Here is an 18304-nt window from a genome sequence, read left to right as displayed (position 1 = left end):
GTGGCCCTATGAAGTCTGACTACGAGCTCTCCCTCAGAGATTACATCGCCATTATCAAGGACAGGGCCCTGGTGTTAGGGGTGAGTGCCGCAGTCATTCTCGCCGCGACCGTGGCCGTCGCGTTGATGGTGCCGCCGATCTACCAGTCGACCGGCACCATTCTGGTGGAGTCGCAGCAGATTTCGCCTGAGCTGGTGTCGACCAACAACACCAGTTTTGCCGATGAGCGCATCGAGGTGATCCGTCAACGGGTGATGACCCGCGACAACCTGCTGCGCATCATCGCCAAGTACGACCTCTTCCCCGACAAGCGCTTCAGCGAAAGCGACAAGATCGACCAGATGCGCAACGCGATCGTGGTCGAAACCCTGACCACCTACGTGCGCGGCCGTGGTGAAGCGACCGTGGCGTTCAATGTCTCGTTCGAGCACAAGCAGGCACAAGTGGCCAAGGAAGTCGCCGATGAACTGGTGACGCTGTTCCTCAACGAAAACCTCAAGCAGCGCACCGAGCGGGCCAACGAAACCACCGAATTCCTAACCCAGGAAGCCAACAAGCTGGGTGCCGAGCTGGCCAGCCTGGAAAACCAGCTGGCCGATTTCAAGCAGGCCCACGCCAATGCCTTGCCCGAGCACCAGACCCTGCGCATGAACATGCTGTCGCGGGCGGAGCTGGAATTCCGTGAGGTCGACCGTGACTACAAGGCTGCCCAGGAAGAGCTGCGCTACCTGGAACTGGAGCTGTCTGCGGCCAATGCCGGCCTTGCCACCAAGGTTGCCGAAGGCACCCGGTCAACCCGTGCCGACCTGCCCGAAGACCTGCCAAGCCTGAAAGCCGAATACGCGCAGCTGCTGACCCGCTACAAGAACGCCCACCCGGATGTCGTGGCGGTCAAGCGCAAGATCCAGGCGCTCGAAGCCAGTGGGGGGCGCACTGCGGCAGTGTCCACGGTCAGCCTCGACGCGGCCCGTGTCCGCGCCAAGATGAGCGCCGCCCAGGTGCGTATTGCCTCGCTGGCAGAGCAAAAGCGTGAGCTGACCCGGAAAATGGAAGGCTACGAAGCCGAGATCCTCGAGGCGCCGCAGGTCGAGCGTGGCCTGGTGACCTTGATGCGTGACCACGACAACGCGCGCAAGAAATACGAAGAGATTCGTGCCAAGGAAATGGGCGCAAAGATTACCGAAAGCCTGGAGCAGGAGAACAAGGCTGAACGCTTTGTGCTGCTGGAGCCTCCCCTGTTGCCTGAGAAGCCGATCAAGCCTAACCGCAAGAAAATCGCTGCGCTGGGCCTGGTGCTGGCACCGGCCGGTGGCGGTGCGCTGGTGATGCTGCTGGAAATGCTCAATCAGCGCGTGCGTGGCGTGGGCGCCCTGGAAAGCCTGCTGGGCAAACGAGTGCTGGTGGCACTGCCCTATATCGATACCCGGGCCGACGTCGCCCGACGCAAGCGCTGGCGCAATCGACTGATCCTGGCGGCACTGGCGCTGGCAGCTATCATGATAGGGCTGGTGCACGTGTTCTACATGCCACTGGATGTGCTGTTGTACAAAGTCATGTCTCGGTTTGTATAGGGAAAGCAGTGATGGACAGGATCAAGCCGGCTGTTGGCAACAATATTCATCAGGTTACCCCAGGTACTCCCCAGGCACTGTCTCCCGCCCCAGGTACGGCGCTGGCCGAAGTGCCGGGTCAGTTCGATTACGTGAACACCAAGGTGGTACCGCTGCGTGCAGACCACCTGGAGCGTAACCGCATCGTGGCATACAACAAGAACTCCAACATGAACGGGCCGATCGACCTTTTGCGTACGCAGGTGCTCAGGGCCATGGACGAGAACGGCTGGCGTACCTTGGCCATCACCTCGCCAACGCCAGAAGCGGGCAAGACCATGCTGTCGATCAACCTGGCCATGAGTATTGCCCACCACACCACCAAGACTGCGTTACTGGTGGACTTCGACCTGCGCCGGCCCAAGGTCGGCAGTTACCTGGGCCTGCCCATGGAGCAGGCACTGAACGAGTTTCTGACGGACAAGGCCGAGTTGCAGGACTGCCTGGTCAACCCCACCTTGCCGCGCTTCGTGGTGCTGCCAACGCGGGTACCCGTGCCCCTGTCGACCGAGATGCTGTCCTCGCCCAAGGTGAACAACCTGATTGGCGATTTGCGCAACCGCTACGAATCGCGCATCTGCATTTTCGATTTGCCACCGCTGCTCAGCTCGGACGATGCGATCACCGTGTTGCCCAAGTTCGACTGCGTGTTGCTGGTGGTGGCCAACGGAATGAACAACAAGAAGGAAATCGAGGATTGCCTGCATCACCTGGGCACGGTGAACCTGATCGGGACAGTGTTGAACAAGGCTGACGAACAGCCACGCACCTATTACTGAGCCCCCTGGCCATACGCCTGTAGGCGCAGCCTTGTGCTGCGCCTGAAGGCAACGCGGGCAACTCAGCGCCTCCAGGGATACTGCAACTCCCACTGCCACGCATGCCGCACAATCTGCTCAAGCGAGGCGAATGCCGGGCGCCAGCCCAGCACCTGCATGGCTTTGCTCGCATCCGCCACCAGCCGTGGCGGGTCGCCGGCGCGGCGCGGTGCGTCAAGGGCAGTGATCTGTCGCCCGGTCACGGCCCGGGCCGTATCGATCACCTGCTGCACCGAAAAGCCCAGGCCATTGCCCAGGTTGAACGCGGCACGCTCGCCACCGTCCAGTAAATAATCCACTGCCAGTGCATGGGCCGCCGCCAGGTCTGCCACATGCACGTAGTCGCGTATGCAGGTGCCATCCGGCGTGTCGTAGTCGCGACCAAACACTGTCACCGCCTCGCGCCGGCCAGATGCAGCCTGCAGGATCAACGGGATCAGATGGGTTTCCGGCTCGTGACGCTCGCCTAGCTGGCCTTCCGGGTCAGCGCCCGCTGCATTGAAATAACGCAGGCTTACCGACTTCAAACCATAGGCCCGGTCGAAGTCCTCAAGAATCTGCTCGACCATCCATTTGCTCAACCCATACGGGTTGATCGGCCCCTTGGTGTGCGCTTCATCGATCGGCACGTACTGCGGGTTGCCGTATACGGCGGCACTCGAAGAAAACACCAGGTGCCTGATGCCGGCATTGACCATGGCCTGCAGCAGGGAAAGGGTGGCTGCGACATTGTTCTGGTAGTACTTGCCGGGGGCACTGACCGACTCGCCCACTTGAATGAACGAGGCGAAGTGGAACACCGCATCGAAGCGGCACACGCCAAACAGCACATCCAGTGCGGCTTCGTCGGCGATGTCGAGCTTGGCCCACTGGATACCGGGGCCAGGTGAGACCAGGTCCGCCACCAGCACTTCATGGCCGGCGGCGAGCAGGTGCTTGACCATGTGCGAGCCAATGTAGCCCGCACCACCCACAACCAGATATTTCATCCCCACCTCCTGGAATCTGCTGTTTACAGACGCAGTGAACACTCCCTGACACGTGCAGGTGGGATGATCAGCTACAGGTGACCTGAGCGTAGATGGCCATATGCTCTATTTCAAGAATAGCCAGTTGGACATGTAGGTGCCGTCGAAGGTAATGGTGTATTGCCCATCCTTGTAGGCCACCGGCAGCGGCTTCAGCTGCTCCCGTGCATCGCGGGCGAACAGTTTCAGGCCGGCGGGTGCCTTGATGTCCAGGCTGCCTTCAAGGGGCTCGACATTGAACGGCGTCTTGTCATCGGCCTTGGGCATGGCACGGGTGCCCAGTGACAGCAGAAGCTCGCGCGACTGGCCCAGTGGCTTGCCGTCCAGGCTCTGGACCACGACGCTGGCGTAAGGCGTTTTCGTTTGTATCTGAATGGCACCCAGGTTGATCGGGCGGCCGCCCAGCCAGCCGCTGGCGGCCTGGGTCAGTGGCGTGTCGATGGTGTAGATGCCTTGTTGCCAGTTGCGCCTGAGTTCGCCTGTGTCGGTCACCGACTCGGTGGCATCGGCGGCCAGCAGCGCTTGCCCCGGGTCGTGCAGCACCTGCGCGTCTGCCGGGATGGGCGCGGGTTTCAGCCAAGGCAATTCCGGCGTGTGTGGCAGGGCGATCTGCAACTGGCCCTTTTCCATGGCCGTGCGCAGCAGCGGTGAGTTACGCGGGGTGATTTCCTGGTTGTACAGGGTGGCAGGTGTCGGTGCGAACACGTAGCGAGTGGTGGCGGGTTTCACGTCCGCACGGCGATAGAGCAGGGCAGCGGCGGGCAGGGTGGCGATCATCGCGGGGTCGTTGTACGCGTGCCAGTTGTCCGCCGTGCGCCAACCCGGGTTGAACGCCTGTTGGCTGTAGGCGTATTGCAGCATGGCGTCCCAGCCTTGGTGGCTGGCGGTGCCGGCGATGTAAATCGGCAGCGAGTGACGGTCAGGCAGCGGGAAGGGCTCGGCGTTCCACTCGGTGACGGTCAGCGGTTTGCCGACGACCTGGGCGGCAGCAATCCAGTCGATCATGCCGTCGCTGGTCAGCGGGTTCTTCTCCAGTTGGCCTGTGTCCCCGTAGCTGTGGGCGTCGATGACATCACCAACGCTCAGTGCCGGCAGTGCGCTAAGCCCATTGCCGCCCCAGGTGCTGGTGGTAGCAATGGGGACTTTCACGCCCACGCTGCGCAAGTGGGCGATCATGTCGGCATTGAAGCGTTGTTCAAGCTCGTTGAGCAACAGCTTCGACGGCCCATGCTCCCAGGCACGCCAGGTCAGGTCGGCGGGTAGGTCAAACTGTTTGGCAAAGGCCTTGGCCGCCGTCATGTAGTGCGCGCTGTGGCGGGGTACATCCTTGTTCGGCATCAGGGCGTTGCCGTAATGCTGGGTCAGGTCATTCTCGTTGGTGATCAGCACGGCGGCGATGGCCGGGTCGTCCTTGTAGGCCAGGCCCGTGTACTCGTTCACATGGGTCAGGTACTGCTCGGCGAAGCGTTTCATCGCTTGCCGGATACTGTCATTCACGTAGGCGTAACCTTTCAGGTCGACGCGACCGTCCTGCTCGGGCAGCTCCTTGAAGTCTTCGATGTGGTCGTTGGCGGTAAACGCACGCTGCACATGCATGTCCAGCCAGATGTAGATGCCTTCGTCCTTGAGTGACTTGATCCACAGGTCGAGCTTGCGCAGCGATTCGGCGCTGAGCTGCTGGGTATCGCGCACCAAGGTGCCGTCGCCAAAGACGTTGGGGCTGACCCAGGGCGAGTCGTGGTGATGCAGGCGCACCAGGTTGAAACCCAGTGCCGAAAGGCGTTTGGCTTGTTGGCGGATTTCGTCGTCGGGGCTCTTGAACAGCGAGTAGGCCGACAGGTTGGTGCCCCAGAAGCGTACCGGGGTGTTGTCGGCGAACATCAACTGGTCGCCGACCGCCTTGACGAAGCCACGCTTGCCGGCGGGTTTTTCCGCTGCGTTGAGGAACGACAGGTCCACCGGCGAGGTGCGCCAGTCCAGCTGGTCATCAGGCCACTTGGCGGGGTCTGCCAGGCCGAAGCGCTCGCTGGGTGTCGGGCCGAGTTCGATGTCGCCGGTCACGTTGAGCACGGCCTTGAGCTGCTGGCGGCCGGCGCTGATCGGGTCCTTGTAGAGGAATGCGCGCAGCTCGGACGGGTTGCCGCGCTCGAAATAGACCTTGGCCAGTGGCGGGTCGAAGCGCATTTCGATGCGTCGCCCCTGGTCAGCCTTGCCCCACGTCCAGCCGCGGTTGTCGGGCAACAATTGCGGGGCACCCATGTCGCCGGCGATTTGCGCCGGGTCGAACTGGAACACCAGGCCGCCACCCATGACACCGCTCTGGCGGCTGTGGGCGTCGAGGTCGAAGGCCCAGCTCAGGGTTTGCGCCTGTTCCTTACGGATGTCAGCCTGCAGGTCGAAGTCCAGTTCCTTGTTCTTGCCCCGCAGCGTGTAGTGGTAAGGGCCATTGACCTTGAAGTCGGTATAGAAACCGGTCCAGCTCCAGTTGGCAGCCCAGAAATCGAATTTGGCCTTCATGACCGGGCCACCGCCGTGTGTCACGGTAGGCAAGCCATTTTGCTCATCGACACTGACCTGCCAGTCTGAAGCCCAGCTGGCCAGCGGCAGCAGGGCCAGGCCGGCAATGGCCGAAAGGCGCACGTAATGACGCAGGGACAGCCTATTCATGAACATTACCTGGGTTGTAGGTCGGGTTCTGCCAGTTCCACGGCCGGGCTGTTGTGCAGCCGGCGAACCATCTGGATGTAGGCCACGCCCAGGCCAGCGATAGACCAGTACACCACCGGGATGAAGGTGATGCTGCTGACCGTGAAGATGATGACCAGAATGCCGATCAGCGTTGCCAGCAACACCCGGCCGAGCTGTCGTCGCTCGTCGTCCTTGTCGGCAAAGCTGAGCATGGCCTTGCGGATACCCCGCAGCACGACGGCAAAGAACGCCAGGAACAGGCCTAGCCCGACCAGGCCGACCCGCAATGCCAGGTTGATGTAGGTGTTGACGATGTCGATGATGCCGTCGCCCTGGATCATCGCCTGCATTTCGGGTGTGTTGCGGAAGTCGAAGGAGCCGAACAACGGGTTGCGCTGGATGACGATCCACGAGTTGTCCATCAGCCGCTCGCGGTAGGTGATGTTCTCTTTCTCGAGGTTACCGATGAACGGCAGCAGGTCCAGCACCTTTTCGCCCCCAGGCACGACGGTTAGCAAGGGCAACGCCAGCATGCCTGCCGCACCCAGCAGCGCCAGGCGCTTGACGGCGCCTTTGCCCAGGGCGATGAACACCACCACGATGACCACCGCGCCGATCCACGGGCCACGCGACAATGGCGCGAACAGCCCGGCGGCCAGCAGCAGGGCGCCCATGGCCCTGTGCAGCGGGCGTTGCACATAGCCCTGCACGAACAGGAACAGGCCGATGGCCACGCTCATCACGTAACCCAGTGCAATCGCCTGGCCGGTGGTGACGCTTGCCCGCAGTGCACCACCCCGGCTCAGGTAGCCGGACATGCTCCATGGCACGCCCATGGCGTCGACCAGGGCGCTGTACAACAGCCAGTGGCGCACATACTCGGCCACAGCGATCAGCGCCATGACGAAAGAGGCGAGCACGAAGGCCAGCAGGGTGTCCTTGAAGTCGCTGATCTGGCGCAGGCCACGGCTGGCCACGTAATACGGCAGGAGAACGTCGACATACAGGTACAGCGCCTGGCGCAGCGTGTCGGTAAGGGTGGTTTCGCGCAAATAGAGCACGCTCATCAGCAGCAGGCCGGCCGCCAGCAGTTTATCGGCCCAGGTGCGGCCAAAGCGCAAAGTGTCACTTTGGCGGCGCAGGTGCAGCGCGGCCGGCAGCAGCACGCACAGGGTCAGCAGGCGAATATGGTTCAGGTCGACCAGGTAATTGACCACGCCAAACCCGGGCACCTGCACCGACGCTGGCGGGATCAGGAACAGCAGCATGTAGAACAGCGCCATGGGGTTGTGCTCGCGGCGCCCGGCCAGCAACAGGACGACCGCGCCCACCCCCAGGTACAGCCAGAAGCTGTGGGAGAAAAAAGCCAGCAGGGTCAGCAGGAACCACAGATTGCGCCGGCGCTTGTAGTCGCTGAGCGGAATCAGGTCGGTGGCAGGCCGCCGGGCCATCAGGAAGACCACGCTCGCCAGAAAAAGGATGACGATCAACGCACGAAAATGTTCAGGCATCGGCTATGTACACCTTTCCCTTGGTGGGCAACGGCTAGCATCGTGGCTAATTGAAACTATAGTGACTTTTAGCCAATCAGTCAGAGATTGAAGTCATGCCGTCGATTGATGTGTCAGCCGCCGCGAGCCTGCGCAAGCGGGCCCTGAGGGCCGGGTCTTGGAACCTGGTCTCGCAGGTGGCTTCACAGGCGATGCGCCTGGGCGGCAATCTGATCATGGCCCGCTTGCTGCTGCCGGAAATGTTCGGGGTGATGGTCATCGCCACCACTGTTTCGATACTGCTGCATTTGCTTTCCGATGTCGGCCTGCGCCAGAACATCATCCAGAGCCACCGCGGAGACGATCCGGACTTTCTCAACACCGCCTGGACCGTGCAGATCATCCGCGGTTTCCTGCTGTTTGCCCTTACCCTGCTGCTGGCCCTGGGAGCTTGGTTGGCCCAACTGGCTGAGCTGTGGCCGGCCGACTCGACCTATGCCGCGCCCGTCCTGCCGATGGTGCTGGCGGTCACCGGCCTGTCGGCGGCCATCTGGGGTTTCCAGTCCACCAAGATAGATGTGGCGGTACGCACTTTCCAACAAAAGCGCGTGGTACTGGTCGACCTTGCCTCGCAGGTGGCCGGCCTGGTGGTGATGCTGGTGCTGGGCTTGCTGACCCATTCGATCTGGGCGCTGGTGTTATCAGGCCTGGTTTCGGCGGTCGTCTGGACCGTGCTGGGGCATACCGCCCTGGAGGGGCCCAACAACCACCTGCGCTGGGACCGTTCGGCGCTGACCGAGCTGATCGTGTTTGGCCGCTGGATCCTGTTGTCGTCGATGGTCGGCGTGCTGGCGATGTACGGCGACCGCATGTGGTTTGGTGCCAGCATGTCGGCGGCGCAACTGGGTGTGTATTCGATCGCCGTGCTGATCCTGGGTGCGGTGCAGACCGCGCTCATGAAAATTGTCGGCGCGGTGGCGCTGCCTGCTTTCAGCGAAGCGGCCCGGGCCGACGACAAGCCGCGCCTGAAAGCGCTGTATTTCCGCTTTCGGCTGCTGGTCGACCTGCTGGTGCTGTTCATTTGTGGCGGTTTCCTGACCGCCAGCCCGCTGCTGATCGGCTGGATGTATGACGATCGCTACCGCGAAGCCGGGCCGATGCTGGCGATTCTCTCGCTATCGTTCATCGTATTGCGCTATACCTTGGCTCATCAGGTGTGGATTGCCTTGGGCCTGACCAAGTACCAGGCCATGGACAACATCATCCGCCTGGTCTCGTTATGGGGGCTGTTGCCGCTGTTACTGGCGATTGGCGGGGTGGAGTGGGCTATCTGGGGGGTTGCCCTGCATGCTGTGCCAACGCTGGTGCTGGTTGTGTATGTGAACTGCAAACTGGATATCTTCAGCCTCAAACGTGAACTGGTGGTACTGCCGATGTTGCTGGTCGGGGCGCTGTGCGGGGCACTGTTGACGGCCTTTTTCAACTGGCTGTAGCGCAGTTTGCCGGGTGTAACTTTCATGGCTACAGGTCACGGGAACATGGGGAAGCTCACTTTTTGTACTGCGCAATTGGGTCGTAGAGGCTTTCTCCAGAGCTGTGTCTTGCTCGGCGCGGGGGGCGCGGTGTTCGGCGCCTCGGCGGCCGTTGCGGGCAAGACGGTCGAAAAGCCCGGGTTCGTGGTAATCAACGGTTGGGTATTGCCGTCCCGCTACTTCCGGAACGCGTCAGCATGATCAAGGACTTTGAGCAGCAGAAGGTGCTGCGCGATCACTATGATTTCTGCATCATCGGGGCCGGCCCGGCGGGTATAACCCTGGGCTTGCGCCTGGCAGCCGCCGGCTGGAGCGTAATGATCGCCGAAGGCGGGGGGCGCGAATATGCGCCGCACTCGCAAGACTTGTACGCGTGCTCATCCACCGGCCTGGAACTGTATGCCGAGGAAACCCGCCTGCGCTACCTGGGTGGCACCTCCAATCACTGGGCTGGCCGGTGCCGACCATTCACCCCTTCGGATTTTGCCGTCGCCCCGCCAGGCGTCTTGCCGGGCTGGCCAATTCCCTACTCGGAGATCGAAGGCTTTCTGCCGGCAGCCATGGAGATCGTCGATCTGGCGCCTGGCTCGGATTTTCGTGCGATGAATGCCGGTCTCAATGGCGGTGACTTCGAGGCGGACCGTTTTCTGCTCAGCACGCCGACACGTTTTGCGCAGAAGTACGCTACAGCACTGGAGCAGACCCCAGGCCTGGATGTGTTCATCAACTGCAATTGCGTTGACCTGGAGTTCGACAAGGCTTCCGGCCACCTGGCTGCGGTGGTTTTGTCTGACTATGAGTGCAATCGTCAACGCCTGGTGGCTGGAAATTTCATTCTGGCCACAGGGGCCATCGAGAATGCCCGGCAGTTGCTGAACAGCGAGACCCTGGTGGCCGCAGGCGTGGTGAGCAAGGAAGGGCTGGTCGGCGGGTGTTTCATGGAACACCTGAATATCGAAATGGGCACTTTCATCCTCAAGTCCGGGCAGGACCCAGAGCCGCGCCAGTACTACACCACCGATGCTTTCGTCGACGAGTACAAGGCCGGTAAAGGCAATGTCACCGCCTCCTTGCTGGCCGATGTGCAAACTTATGGCCGCACTGCCGAGGTGAAGTATTTTCTCGAGAGCCTGGCCTGCGACATGGGGTTTGCCAGCAAGGTCGCCTTCGTCGCCAAGTTCAGCTGCCCTGGTGACGGCGTGATCGGCACCATGATCGAGCAGTTTCCCAACCTGCACAGCCGCATTTCGCTGCTGGACAAGAAGGATGCGCTGGGCGTGGCCAAGGTCAATGTCAATTGGGTGCTTAGCGCCGAAGACCGGCACACCATCAAGTGCATTGGCAGCGAACTGGCCAAGCAGTTCGCCGACATGGACCTGGGGTTCGTCAAGCTCAACGATTTCGTTTACGACACCTCGATACCGCTGAGAATGGCACCCCATGCCCATCACATGGGCACCACGCGCATGGCCGCCTCGCCGCAGTTTGGTGTGGTCGATGCCAATTGCAAGGTGTTCGGTACCGAAAACCTGTATGTCGCCGGCAGCAGCATTTTTGCCAAGGGCGGCGCCTCCAACCCGACCATGCCGCTGTTGCAATTTGCCTTGCGGCTGGCCGACCACCTCGATAACAAGATGAAAGCGGCCAGCGGCGCCGCGGCGTGATGAAGGTTGTACACGGGTGAGTGCGATGCGGTCAGCACCTAGAAGAACGAGACCGGAACGCCTCAGGAGACTCCAGATTGTTCAGATCGCGAGGCCAGGCAGTATGAAAGGATGGATACGCAAGGCAGTGGCGCGCTACGCCCATGCAACCGGGCGAGGTGGCAAATTCTACAGGAGGTTCTGCAACCCATCTGGTCTTGAATGGGGGGCCTATCTGGCCCGGTGGGGCAACTTTCATTCGGTCGGCAGCAATTTCTACGTCAATACAGGCTGCAAGTTTCTCGACCCGTCGCTGGTACGTATCGGTAACAGCGTAGGCTTGTCCGACTGCACGTTGATCGGTCATGACGGGGTGGTATTGCTGATCGAGCATCGCTTTGGCAAGCACCTGGATTCGGTCGGTTTCATCGACATCAAGGACAACTGCTTCATCGGCCATGGTGCGATCGTGATGCCGCGCGTGACCATCGGGCCCGAATCCATCGTGGCGGCAGGGGCGGTGGTGACCAAGGACGTGCCGCCAGGCACCGTCTATGGTGGCAACCCTGCCGAGTTCATTTGTACCACCGAACAGTTGATCAAGCGGGTCGAGGCACGTTGCGAAGCCTACCCATGGATCGATCTGGTGAAGCAGCGCAACGGTGCCTACGACCCGGAAGTGGAACCGTTACTGATGGCGCAAAGACGTCAGTATTTCTTCGGGGACAGCTGAAATGGCTAGCAAACCTGTGGATGTCATGGTGGTCAACTTCAATACCGCTGGACTGTTGCAGCCGATGTTCGATGCGCTGCGCCGGGCCGACAGCGAGCGCCTGGCCAGTTACCTGGTGGTCGACAATGCCTCGCGCGATGACTCGGTGCAGCGCATGGCCCAGGTGTGCCCCGAGGCACTGCTGCTGAGCAACAAGCAGAACGTGGGTTTCGGCCGGGCCAACAACCAGTTGTTGGCGCACCTCAAGGGCAAGTACGCCTTGCTGCTCAATACCGATGCCTTCGTTGCCGCCGACTCGCTGCAAAAAACGCTCGACTACATGGACGCCCACCCGGAGTGCGGCGTACTGGGGGTGCGCCTGGAGGGTCGCGATGGCGACCTGCAGCCCAGTTGTCGCTACTTCCCCACGCCGCTCAATGTGTTCGTCGGGCGCACCGGGTTGGGGCGGTTCTTCCCAGGGGTGAAGATGGTCGACGACATGAACTGGGACCACGCTTCGGTGCGCGAGTGTGACTGGTTGCCCGGCTGCTTCTACCTGGTGCGCCGCGAAGTACTCGACAAGGTGGGTTTGTTCGACCCGCGCTACTTCCTTTATTACGAGGAGGTGGACCACTGCAAGCGGGTGAAGGAAGCGGGCTGGAAAGTGGTGTTCTACCCGCATACCACGGTGGTGCACATCGGTGGCGAAAGCTCCAAGTCGGTGGCGGAGCTGGAGGCCGCCAGCCGGCAGATCTCGTCCTATCAGATCGAAAGCGAGTTGCTGTACTTCCGCAAGCATCATGGGGTGGCGGGGCTTGCCCTGCACATGCTGCTGGTCACGCTGGGCGACCTGGTGCTGGCACTCAAGGCGCTGTTGAAACGACGCGGCTGGGGCGCCATTCAGGCCTGCTGGCGTCATTGCCGGGCAACCTGGTCTTTGCTGTTCAAGACCCGGTACGCCAGCCAACCGACAAGGTAGGTGGAGCCATGTTCGATAATATTCGCGCCGACCTGCGGGCCCATGGCGGGGACTGGGGCGCCCAGGGTTTCTGGGTATTGCTGGTGTACCGCTTTGGCCGCTGGCGTTATACGCTGCGCCCGGCACTGCTGCGCAAACTGTGCTCGCTCATCTACAAGGTGCTGTTCAAATTCGTCCAGATCATCACCGGTATCGAACTGCCGTGCGAGGTGGTGATCGGGCGCAACTTCGTCATCGATCATTTTGGCGGCATCGTTGTCAGCGGCTATGCCCGCTTCGGCGATGACTGCCGTATCCGCAACGGCGTGGTGGTGGGCCTGAAGAATGTCGACGAGCCGATTGCCCCGGTGTTCGGCAACAACGTCGACATTGGCACCGGGGCCAAGGTGCTGGGCAGTATTCGCATCGGCAACAACGTGATCATCGGCGCCAATGCCGTCGTGCTGGTAGATGTGCCTGACAATTCACTGGCAGTGGGGGTGCCGGCCATCATCAAGGCCCGGCAACCGGCCGCCACGGCATCGGTCGAGTGAGGCCTATGGCAACGGTGATCGGCGTGGTGGTGATCGGCCGCAATGAAGGCCAGCGTCTCGAGCGCTGCCTTGTTTCGCTGGCGCAGGGGGCGGACAAGGTCATGTACGTCGACTCGGGATCCACCGATGGTTCGCTGCAGTTGGCCGCCGACCTTGGCGTGGACGTGCTGGCGCTGGACATGAGTATCCCGTTCACCGCCGCACGCGCCCGAAATGAAGGCTTTGCCGCCTTGCAGCGCCTGTTGCCATCGATGCAACTGGTACAGTTCGTCGATGGCGACTGCGAGGTGAATGCCACCTGGCTGGCCACGGCGCAGGCTTTTCTTGAGCAGCACCCCGCCGTGGCAGTGGTGTGTGGTCGACGGCGTGAGCGCTTCCCGCAGCGTTCGGTGTACAACTTGCTGTGCGACCTGGAGTGGGATACCCCGGTCGGTGAGGCCAAGGCCTGTGGCGGCGATGCGCTGATGCGGGCAGACGCCTTTGCTGCCGTGGGTGGCTTCCGTCCTGACCTGATCGCTGGAGAAGAGCCGGAACTGTGCGTGCGTTTGCGGGCCCGCGGCTGGAAAGTCTGGCGACTGGCTGCCGAGATGACCCTGCACGATGCCGGCATGACGCGTTTCAGCCAATGGTGGCGGCGTAGCCTGCGCGCTGGGCATGCCTATGCTGAGGGCGCCTACCTGCATGGCCAGCCACCCGAGCGGCATTGGCTGCGTGAGTCACGTCGGGCCTGGTTGTGGGGCCTGGGCATACCTTTGGTGATCGCGCTGGCCTGCCTGCTGCTAGGCGGCTGGGGCCTGCTCTTGCTGTTGATCTACCCACTGCAGGCCGTGCGCCTGGCGCGCCGCGGCGGCAAGTGGACGCGCGAGAACTGGCTTCAGGCTGTGTTCCTGGTGTTGGGCAAGTTCCCGGAAATGCTCGGCCAACTGAAGTTCCTGCGCCACCGCCTTGCGGCTGGCAAATCGGCTTTGATCGAGTACAAGTGAGAGAAACCCATGATGCTCGGCACCCTCGTCAAAAGCGTGTTTACCTTGCAACCGGGTTACTCGTTGCGGGCGATGCACAACAAGTACAAGTTGGCACGGCAGATCGCCAGGCAGTGGCCTGAGCTGAACGGGTTCATGCAGCGCATGACGGCGGCGCTGGGCCCGCATGGTCTGCAGCGGCTGGGTGTGGATTGTATCGGTGTCGTGCAATGGCCTTACATCAGCCAATGCTGGGAGGCCCCGCAGCGTCTGGAGGTGGTGGCTTCGCACTTTGAATTGATGGCTGGGCAGTTCCCGGCGTTGCTGTTGCTGGGGCGCGACGAAAGCCTGAGGCTGTGTGACCTGTCCAGCCACTCGCCGGGCTGTTGCCTGGTACTGGACCGGCCAATCTGGTTCAAGCGTGAAGGCGAGCTGGTGTTGAACCTGTTCCAGGCCGACCTGCGTGTGGCATCCCTGGCCTTCACCCTGGGCCGCAGCCAGGGTGAGACCTGCCTGTTCATTGGTGCGGTGCAGGGCATCCACAAAGGTATCGACAGCGAAACCTCGCTGGCCATCTACCGTGACCTGACCAAGGACTTCGAAGGGCTGCGGCCACGCAGCCTGTTGCTCGAAGCGTTGAAATGCCTGGGCAGAACCTTGGGTGTGACACAGCTGTATGCCGTCAGCGACGCCTGCCGGCACCATCGCCATCCCTATTTTGGCAGCGACAAGGGCCAGGACCTGGCGGCCAACTACGACGTGATCTGGCAAGAACACGGTGCCACAGCGTCTGACCGTGAGGATTTTTTCAGCCTGCCATTAGCGCCGGCGCAACGGGCGGAAACTGACATCCCGGCCAAGAAACGGGCGATGTACCGCCGCCGCCAGGCATTGCTCGACGATGTTTTCACCCGTTTGCAGGCAGCATTGCCAAGCAGCAATCACAACCTTGGACTACAAGGAAAACAGGGGGATGCATTTGCTGTGAGTGCATCGGCAGTAGACGGACCGCCCGTAGTCGACAGCCTGAAGTGAAGGTTGCCAGGGAAGGTTGGTCATCAAGCGGGTTTGGATCTGGATTCGTATGCGCATTGCTTACTTCATCAATCAGTACCCGAAAGTCAGCCACAGTTTCATCCGTCGCGAAATTCTGGCGCTGGAGCGCCAAGGGGTCGAGGTGCAACGTATAGCCCTGCGTGGGTGGGACGCCGAAGTGCAGGATGCCGAGGACACAACCGAACGGGGCAAGACCCGCTACGTATTGCAAGGTGGGCTCAAGGGGTTGTTGGCACCGACGTGGCAGGTACTGCGTACGCAGCCGCGGCGGTTTTTCCAGGCGCTGTGGCTGGCCATGCGCCTCGGCTTGCGGGCCGACCGTGCCTGGCCCTACCACCTGGTCTACCTGGCCGAGGCCTGCCAGGTGCTGCAGTGGTTGCAGGCAGGGGAGGCGACACATGTGCACGCGCATTTCGGCACCAACTCTACTGAAGTGGTCATGCTGGCCAACGCCCTGGGCGGGCCGGCATACAGCTTTACCGTGCACGGCCCTGAAGAATTCGACAAGCCACAGTTCTTGCACATGGGTGAGAAGGTGCGCCGCGCCGCCTTTGTCGCGGCGGTGAGCTCGTACGGGCGCAGCCAGCTGTACCGTTGGGTGGCGCACGAGCACTGGGGCAAGGTGAAGGTGGTGCACTGCGGCCTGGAGCGTGGCTTTCATGAGGTGGCGCCGGTCGCTGTGCCGTCGGCGCCACGGCTGGTGTGTATCGGGCGCCTGTGCGAACAGAAGGGCCAGCTGCTGTTGCTGGAAGCGGCGCGCTGTCTCGCTGCCCAGTCGATCGCCTTCGAGCTGGTGCTGGCGGGTGACGGTGAAATGCGCGAGCAGATCGAGGCCTTGATTGCCCGGCACGGCTTGCAGCAGCAAGTGCGTATCACCGGTTGGATCAGCAGTGCGCAGGTACGCGAGGAAATCCTGGCCGCCCGTGCGCTGGTGCTACCCAGCTTCGCCGAGGGCTTGCCCGTGGTCATCATGGAGGCCATGGCCTTGCGCCGGCCCGTGCTCACCACCTATGTAGCGGGTATCCCCGAGCTGGTGCGGCCTGGCGAAAACGGCTGGCTGTTCCCAGCCGGTGCCGTGGACGAGCTGGCAACAGCCATGGCCGACTGCCTGGCGCAACCGGCCGAGGTACTGCAGCGCATGGGCGAGGTGGCCTACCAGCGTGTCGTGCAACGGCATGACATCGATACCGAGGCGGCCAGGCTGGCCGACTATTTCAAGGCATACGCATGATAAGTGTATTGGGTTGGTTACTGGGCCTGTTGGCGATCATCGTCCTGGTACCGGTGTCGGTGCTGTTGCTGCAAGTGTTGCTGGCTTGCCTGCCGGCGCGGTCCAGGCCCAAGGGCATTGGCGAGCGCCCGCGAGTGGCGGTGTTGGTGCCCGCCCACGATGAGGCGCTGGTCATTCGTGCGATGCTGGCCAGCGTTACGCCGCAACTGCTGGACGGCGACCGCTTGCTGGTCGTGGCAGACAACTGTTCGGATGACACGGCCCGGTTGGCACGCGCGTCCGGTGCCGAAGTGGTAGAGCGCCACGATACGCGCTTGCGCGGCAAAGGTTACGCATTGGATTTCGGCGTGCGCCACCTGGCTCAGCGGCCGCCCGAGGTGGTCATCGTGGTGGATGCCGACTGCCAGGTGGGCGAGGGGGCGATCGATTGCCTGGCGCGCCGCTGCCACGCACTTGCCCGCCCGGTACAGTCGCTGTACCTGATGCGTGCACCGGCAGGTGCCGGGTTGCGGGTGCAAGTTGCCGAGTTTGCCTGGCGGGTCAAGAACCTGGTGCGGCCACGCGGCTGGGCGCGCCTGGGCCTGCCATGCCAACTGATGGGCGCGGGCATGGCGTTCGGCTGGCACGATCTGAGCCTGATCAACCTGGCCAATGGTCATCTGGTCGAGGATGTGAAGCTGGGCCTGGACCTTTGCCAGCAGGGCAAACCTCCTGCTTTCTGCCCCGAGGCACTGGTCACTAGCCAGTTCCCACTTAGCCAGCAGGGCCTCAACAGCCAACGCACTCGCTGGGAGCATGGCCATCTGGGCTTGATGCTTGCCGACGCACCCAAGCGGGCGATGGCTGCCATCACCCAGCGCAACGCTAGCCTGGCGGCCTTGACCCTGGACTTGCTGGTGCCGCCCCTGGCGTTGCTGGTACTGACCTTGCTCGGGCTTAACCTGGTGACCTGGCTGGCGTACCTGCTGTTCGGCCTGGCGGCACCCGCGTGGCTCGCCTTTGCCGGTTTGGCCTTGCTGGCCTTTGCCGTTGTGTTGGCCTGGGCGCGCTTCTGCCGTGAAGTGATACCGTTCTCGGTGCTGCTGTACGCGCCGTTTTACGCGGCCAGGAAAATTCCCTTGTACCTGAGTTTCCTGATCAAGCGCCAAGTTGAATGGGTGCGTTCAAAACGGGATGACGACTGATGGCTCAGTGGCAGAATCGCTGGAAGCGTGTGATCGACCAGCTGGCAGTGATCGCTGATGACGCCGCCGTGCAGCACCTGCTCGATCGCCTGGCCACACCGGATACGGCCACCGTGCTGGGCTTCGTCAACGCCCATGCGATGAACCTGGTGGTGCGCGATGGTGGCTACAGCCAGGCGCTGTCGGCCGCAGATGTGCTGCTGCGCGATGGTGCCGGCATGGCGATCCTGTATCGCTGCCTGGGCCTGGAACCCGGGCTCAACATGAACGGCACAGACTTCATTCCCAGGCTCATGGCTGCTTACCGAGGGCGCAAGGTCGCCTTCTGGGGCACCCGGCAACCCTACCTGGACCAGGCTGTGCAGCGCTGTAAAGCCGAATTCGGCATCGTGCCAGTGTCGGTTCACGATGGCTTCGCCAGCCTGCAAACCTATCTGCAGTTGGCCCGCGTCCAGCAACCCGAGCTGATCGTGCTGGGCATGGGCATGCCCAAGCAGGAAGCGGTGGCAGCGGCGTTGGCAGCCACTGGCGGGCCATGCCTGATCGTGTGCGGTGGGGCGATCCTGGACTTTCTCGGCGGCAAGGTCAGCCGTGCCCCCGAATGGCTGCGGCGTTTGGGGGGCGAGTGGCTGTACCGCCTGCTGCGCGAGCCCAAACGCCTGTTCATGCGTTATGTGGTGGGCAATCCGCTATTCCTGTTGCGCACCCTGTTGTACCGGCGGGCGGCGGTTTCGGCCAGGCGGGCCCTATGAATCGGCCAAAAATCGCAAAAGCGGTGATCCCGGGTACGCCAGCGCCGGGTGGCTGCTACAGTGATATCAATCGCTTGAGGGCGCCA

15 protein-coding genes are annotated in these 18304 nt (G+C 62.2%); 12 read left to right on the top strand and 3 right to left on the bottom strand.

Annotated elements, in window-relative coordinates; genetic code table 11:
- The first annotated feature begins 8 nt into the window (after positions 1–8).
- Together PRJ_RS14170 and PRJ_RS14165 are read left to right on the top strand one after the other, a co-directional pair.
- The gene (locus PRJ_RS14170) at positions 9–1571 is read left to right on the top strand and encodes a Wzz/FepE/Etk N-terminal domain-containing protein (protein WP_104961750.1); all 1563 of its coding nucleotides are present in this window, start codon (positions 9–11) and stop codon (positions 1569–1571) included.
- Positions 1572–1582: 11 nt separating this feature from the next.
- A complete protein-coding gene (locus PRJ_RS14165; protein WP_104961749.1) occupies positions 1583–2389 on the top strand; it encodes a CpsD/CapB family tyrosine-protein kinase in 807 nt (268 codons plus the stop codon).
- 62 nt (positions 2390–2451) lie between these two features.
- Here the strand turns inward: PRJ_RS14165 and galE are convergent, their stop codons facing one another.
- From galE to PRJ_RS14150, 3 genes are all read right to left on the bottom strand, one after another.
- Positions 2452–3417 carry a UDP-glucose 4-epimerase GalE gene (gene galE / locus PRJ_RS14160; RefSeq protein ID WP_104961748.1) on the bottom strand — a complete coding sequence of 322 codons (966 nt, stop codon included), beginning with the start codon at positions 3415–3417 and terminating at the stop codon, positions 2452–2454.
- 105 nt (positions 3418–3522) lie between these two features.
- Positions 3523–6123 (bottom strand): cellulase family glycosylhydrolase, encoded by a 2601-nt coding sequence (locus PRJ_RS14155; RefSeq protein WP_104962879.1) that lies wholly within the window; start codon positions 6121–6123, stop codon positions 3523–3525.
- Positions 6124–6128: 5 nt separating this feature from the next.
- The gene (locus PRJ_RS14150; protein WP_104961747.1) at positions 6129–7655 is read right to left on the bottom strand and encodes an O-antigen ligase; all 1527 of its coding nucleotides are present in this window, start codon (positions 7653–7655) and stop codon (positions 6129–6131) included.
- Between the two features lie 95 nt (positions 7656–7750).
- On the opposite strand from PRJ_RS14150, the gene PRJ_RS14145 reads away from it, so the two are divergent.
- From PRJ_RS14145 to PRJ_RS14095, 10 genes are all read left to right on the top strand, one after another.
- The gene (locus PRJ_RS14145) at positions 7751–9127 is read left to right on the top strand and encodes an oligosaccharide flippase family protein (protein ID WP_104961746.1); all 1377 of its coding nucleotides are present in this window, start codon (positions 7751–7753) and stop codon (positions 9125–9127) included.
- A gap of 236 nt (positions 9128–9363) precedes the next feature.
- Entirely contained in the window at positions 9364–10830 is a 1467-nt protein-coding gene (locus tag PRJ_RS14135) for a GMC oxidoreductase (RefSeq protein ID WP_104961745.1), read from the top strand.
- 103 nt (positions 10831–10933) lie between these two features.
- Positions 10934–11542, top strand: a complete 609-nt coding sequence (locus PRJ_RS14130) for an acyltransferase (protein WP_029615442.1) — start codon at positions 10934–10936, stop codon at positions 11540–11542.
- A gap of 1 nt (position 11543) precedes the next feature.
- Positions 11544–12500, top strand: coding sequence for a glycosyltransferase family 2 protein (locus PRJ_RS14125; RefSeq protein WP_010954024.1), 957 nt, complete (start codon positions 11544–11546; stop codon positions 12498–12500).
- An 8-nt stretch (positions 12501–12508) separates the two neighbouring features.
- Positions 12509–13033 carry a serine O-acetyltransferase gene (locus PRJ_RS14120; protein ID WP_064492801.1) on the top strand — a complete coding sequence of 175 codons (525 nt, stop codon included), beginning with the start codon at positions 12509–12511 and terminating at the stop codon, positions 13031–13033.
- Positions 13034–13038: 5 nt separating this feature from the next.
- A complete protein-coding gene (locus PRJ_RS14115) occupies positions 13039–14016 on the top strand; it encodes a glycosyltransferase family 2 protein (RefSeq protein WP_104961744.1) in 978 nt (325 codons plus the stop codon).
- Between the two features lie 9 nt (positions 14017–14025).
- A complete protein-coding gene (locus PRJ_RS14110) occupies positions 14026–15030 on the top strand; it encodes a VirK/YbjX family protein (RefSeq protein ID WP_104961743.1) in 1005 nt (334 codons plus the stop codon).
- A 49-nt stretch (positions 15031–15079) separates the two neighbouring features.
- Positions 15080–16282, top strand: coding sequence for a glycosyltransferase (locus PRJ_RS14105; protein WP_064492799.1), 1203 nt, complete (start codon positions 15080–15082; stop codon positions 16280–16282).
- On the top strand, positions 16279–17466 hold the full coding sequence (locus PRJ_RS14100; RefSeq protein ID WP_010954029.1) for a glycosyltransferase family 2 protein: 1188 nt from the start codon (positions 16279–16281) through the stop codon (positions 17464–17466). Before PRJ_RS14105 ends, PRJ_RS14100 begins: the two co-directional genes overlap by 4 nt.
- Positions 17466–18218, top strand: coding sequence for a WecB/TagA/CpsF family glycosyltransferase (locus tag PRJ_RS14095; RefSeq protein ID WP_010954030.1), 753 nt, complete (start codon positions 17466–17468; stop codon positions 18216–18218). The genes PRJ_RS14100 and PRJ_RS14095 overlap by 1 nt, the downstream gene beginning before the upstream one ends.
- The last annotated feature ends 86 nt before the right edge of the window (positions 18219–18304 follow it).

The sequence above is a fragment of the Pseudomonas sp. XWY-1 genome, assembly GCF_002953115.1.
In the GTDB taxonomy this organism is placed as follows: domain Bacteria; phylum Pseudomonadota; class Gammaproteobacteria; order Pseudomonadales; family Pseudomonadaceae; genus Aquipseudomonas; species Aquipseudomonas alloputida.
This window is presented reverse-complemented; position numbering and strand designations above follow the sequence as displayed.

Coding starts and splice junctions, on each gene's coding strand:
- PRJ_RS14170 (WP_104961750.1), top strand. CDS start 9: ATGAAGTCTGACTACGAGCTCTCCCTCAGAGATTACATCGCCATTATC.
- PRJ_RS14165 (WP_104961749.1), top strand. CDS start 1,583: ATGGACAGGATCAAGCCGGCTGTTGGCAACAATATTCATCAGGTTACC.
- galE (WP_104961748.1), bottom strand. CDS start 3,417: ATGAAATATCTGGTTGTGGGTGGTGCGGGCTACATTGGCTCGCACATG.
- PRJ_RS14155 (WP_104962879.1), bottom strand. CDS start 6,123: ATGAATAGGCTGTCCCTGCGTCATTACGTGCGCCTTTCGGCCATTGCC.
- PRJ_RS14150 (WP_104961747.1), bottom strand. CDS start 7,655: ATGCCTGAACATTTTCGTGCGTTGATCGTCATCCTTTTTCTGGCGAGC.
- PRJ_RS14145 (WP_104961746.1), top strand. CDS start 7,751: ATGCCGTCGATTGATGTGTCAGCCGCCGCGAGCCTGCGCAAGCGGGCC.
- PRJ_RS14135 (WP_104961745.1), top strand. CDS start 9,364: ATGATCAAGGACTTTGAGCAGCAGAAGGTGCTGCGCGATCACTATGAT.
- PRJ_RS14130 (WP_029615442.1), top strand. CDS start 10,934: ATGAAAGGATGGATACGCAAGGCAGTGGCGCGCTACGCCCATGCAACC.
- PRJ_RS14125 (WP_010954024.1), top strand. CDS start 11,544: ATGGCTAGCAAACCTGTGGATGTCATGGTGGTCAACTTCAATACCGCT.
- PRJ_RS14120 (WP_064492801.1), top strand. CDS start 12,509: ATGTTCGATAATATTCGCGCCGACCTGCGGGCCCATGGCGGGGACTGG.
- PRJ_RS14115 (WP_104961744.1), top strand. CDS start 13,039: ATGGCAACGGTGATCGGCGTGGTGGTGATCGGCCGCAATGAAGGCCAG.
- PRJ_RS14110 (WP_104961743.1), top strand. CDS start 14,026: ATGATGCTCGGCACCCTCGTCAAAAGCGTGTTTACCTTGCAACCGGGT.
- PRJ_RS14105 (WP_064492799.1), top strand. CDS start 15,080: ATGCGCATTGCTTACTTCATCAATCAGTACCCGAAAGTCAGCCACAGT.
- PRJ_RS14100 (WP_010954029.1), top strand. CDS start 16,279: ATGATAAGTGTATTGGGTTGGTTACTGGGCCTGTTGGCGATCATCGTC.
- PRJ_RS14095 (WP_010954030.1), top strand. CDS start 17,466: ATGGCTCAGTGGCAGAATCGCTGGAAGCGTGTGATCGACCAGCTGGCA.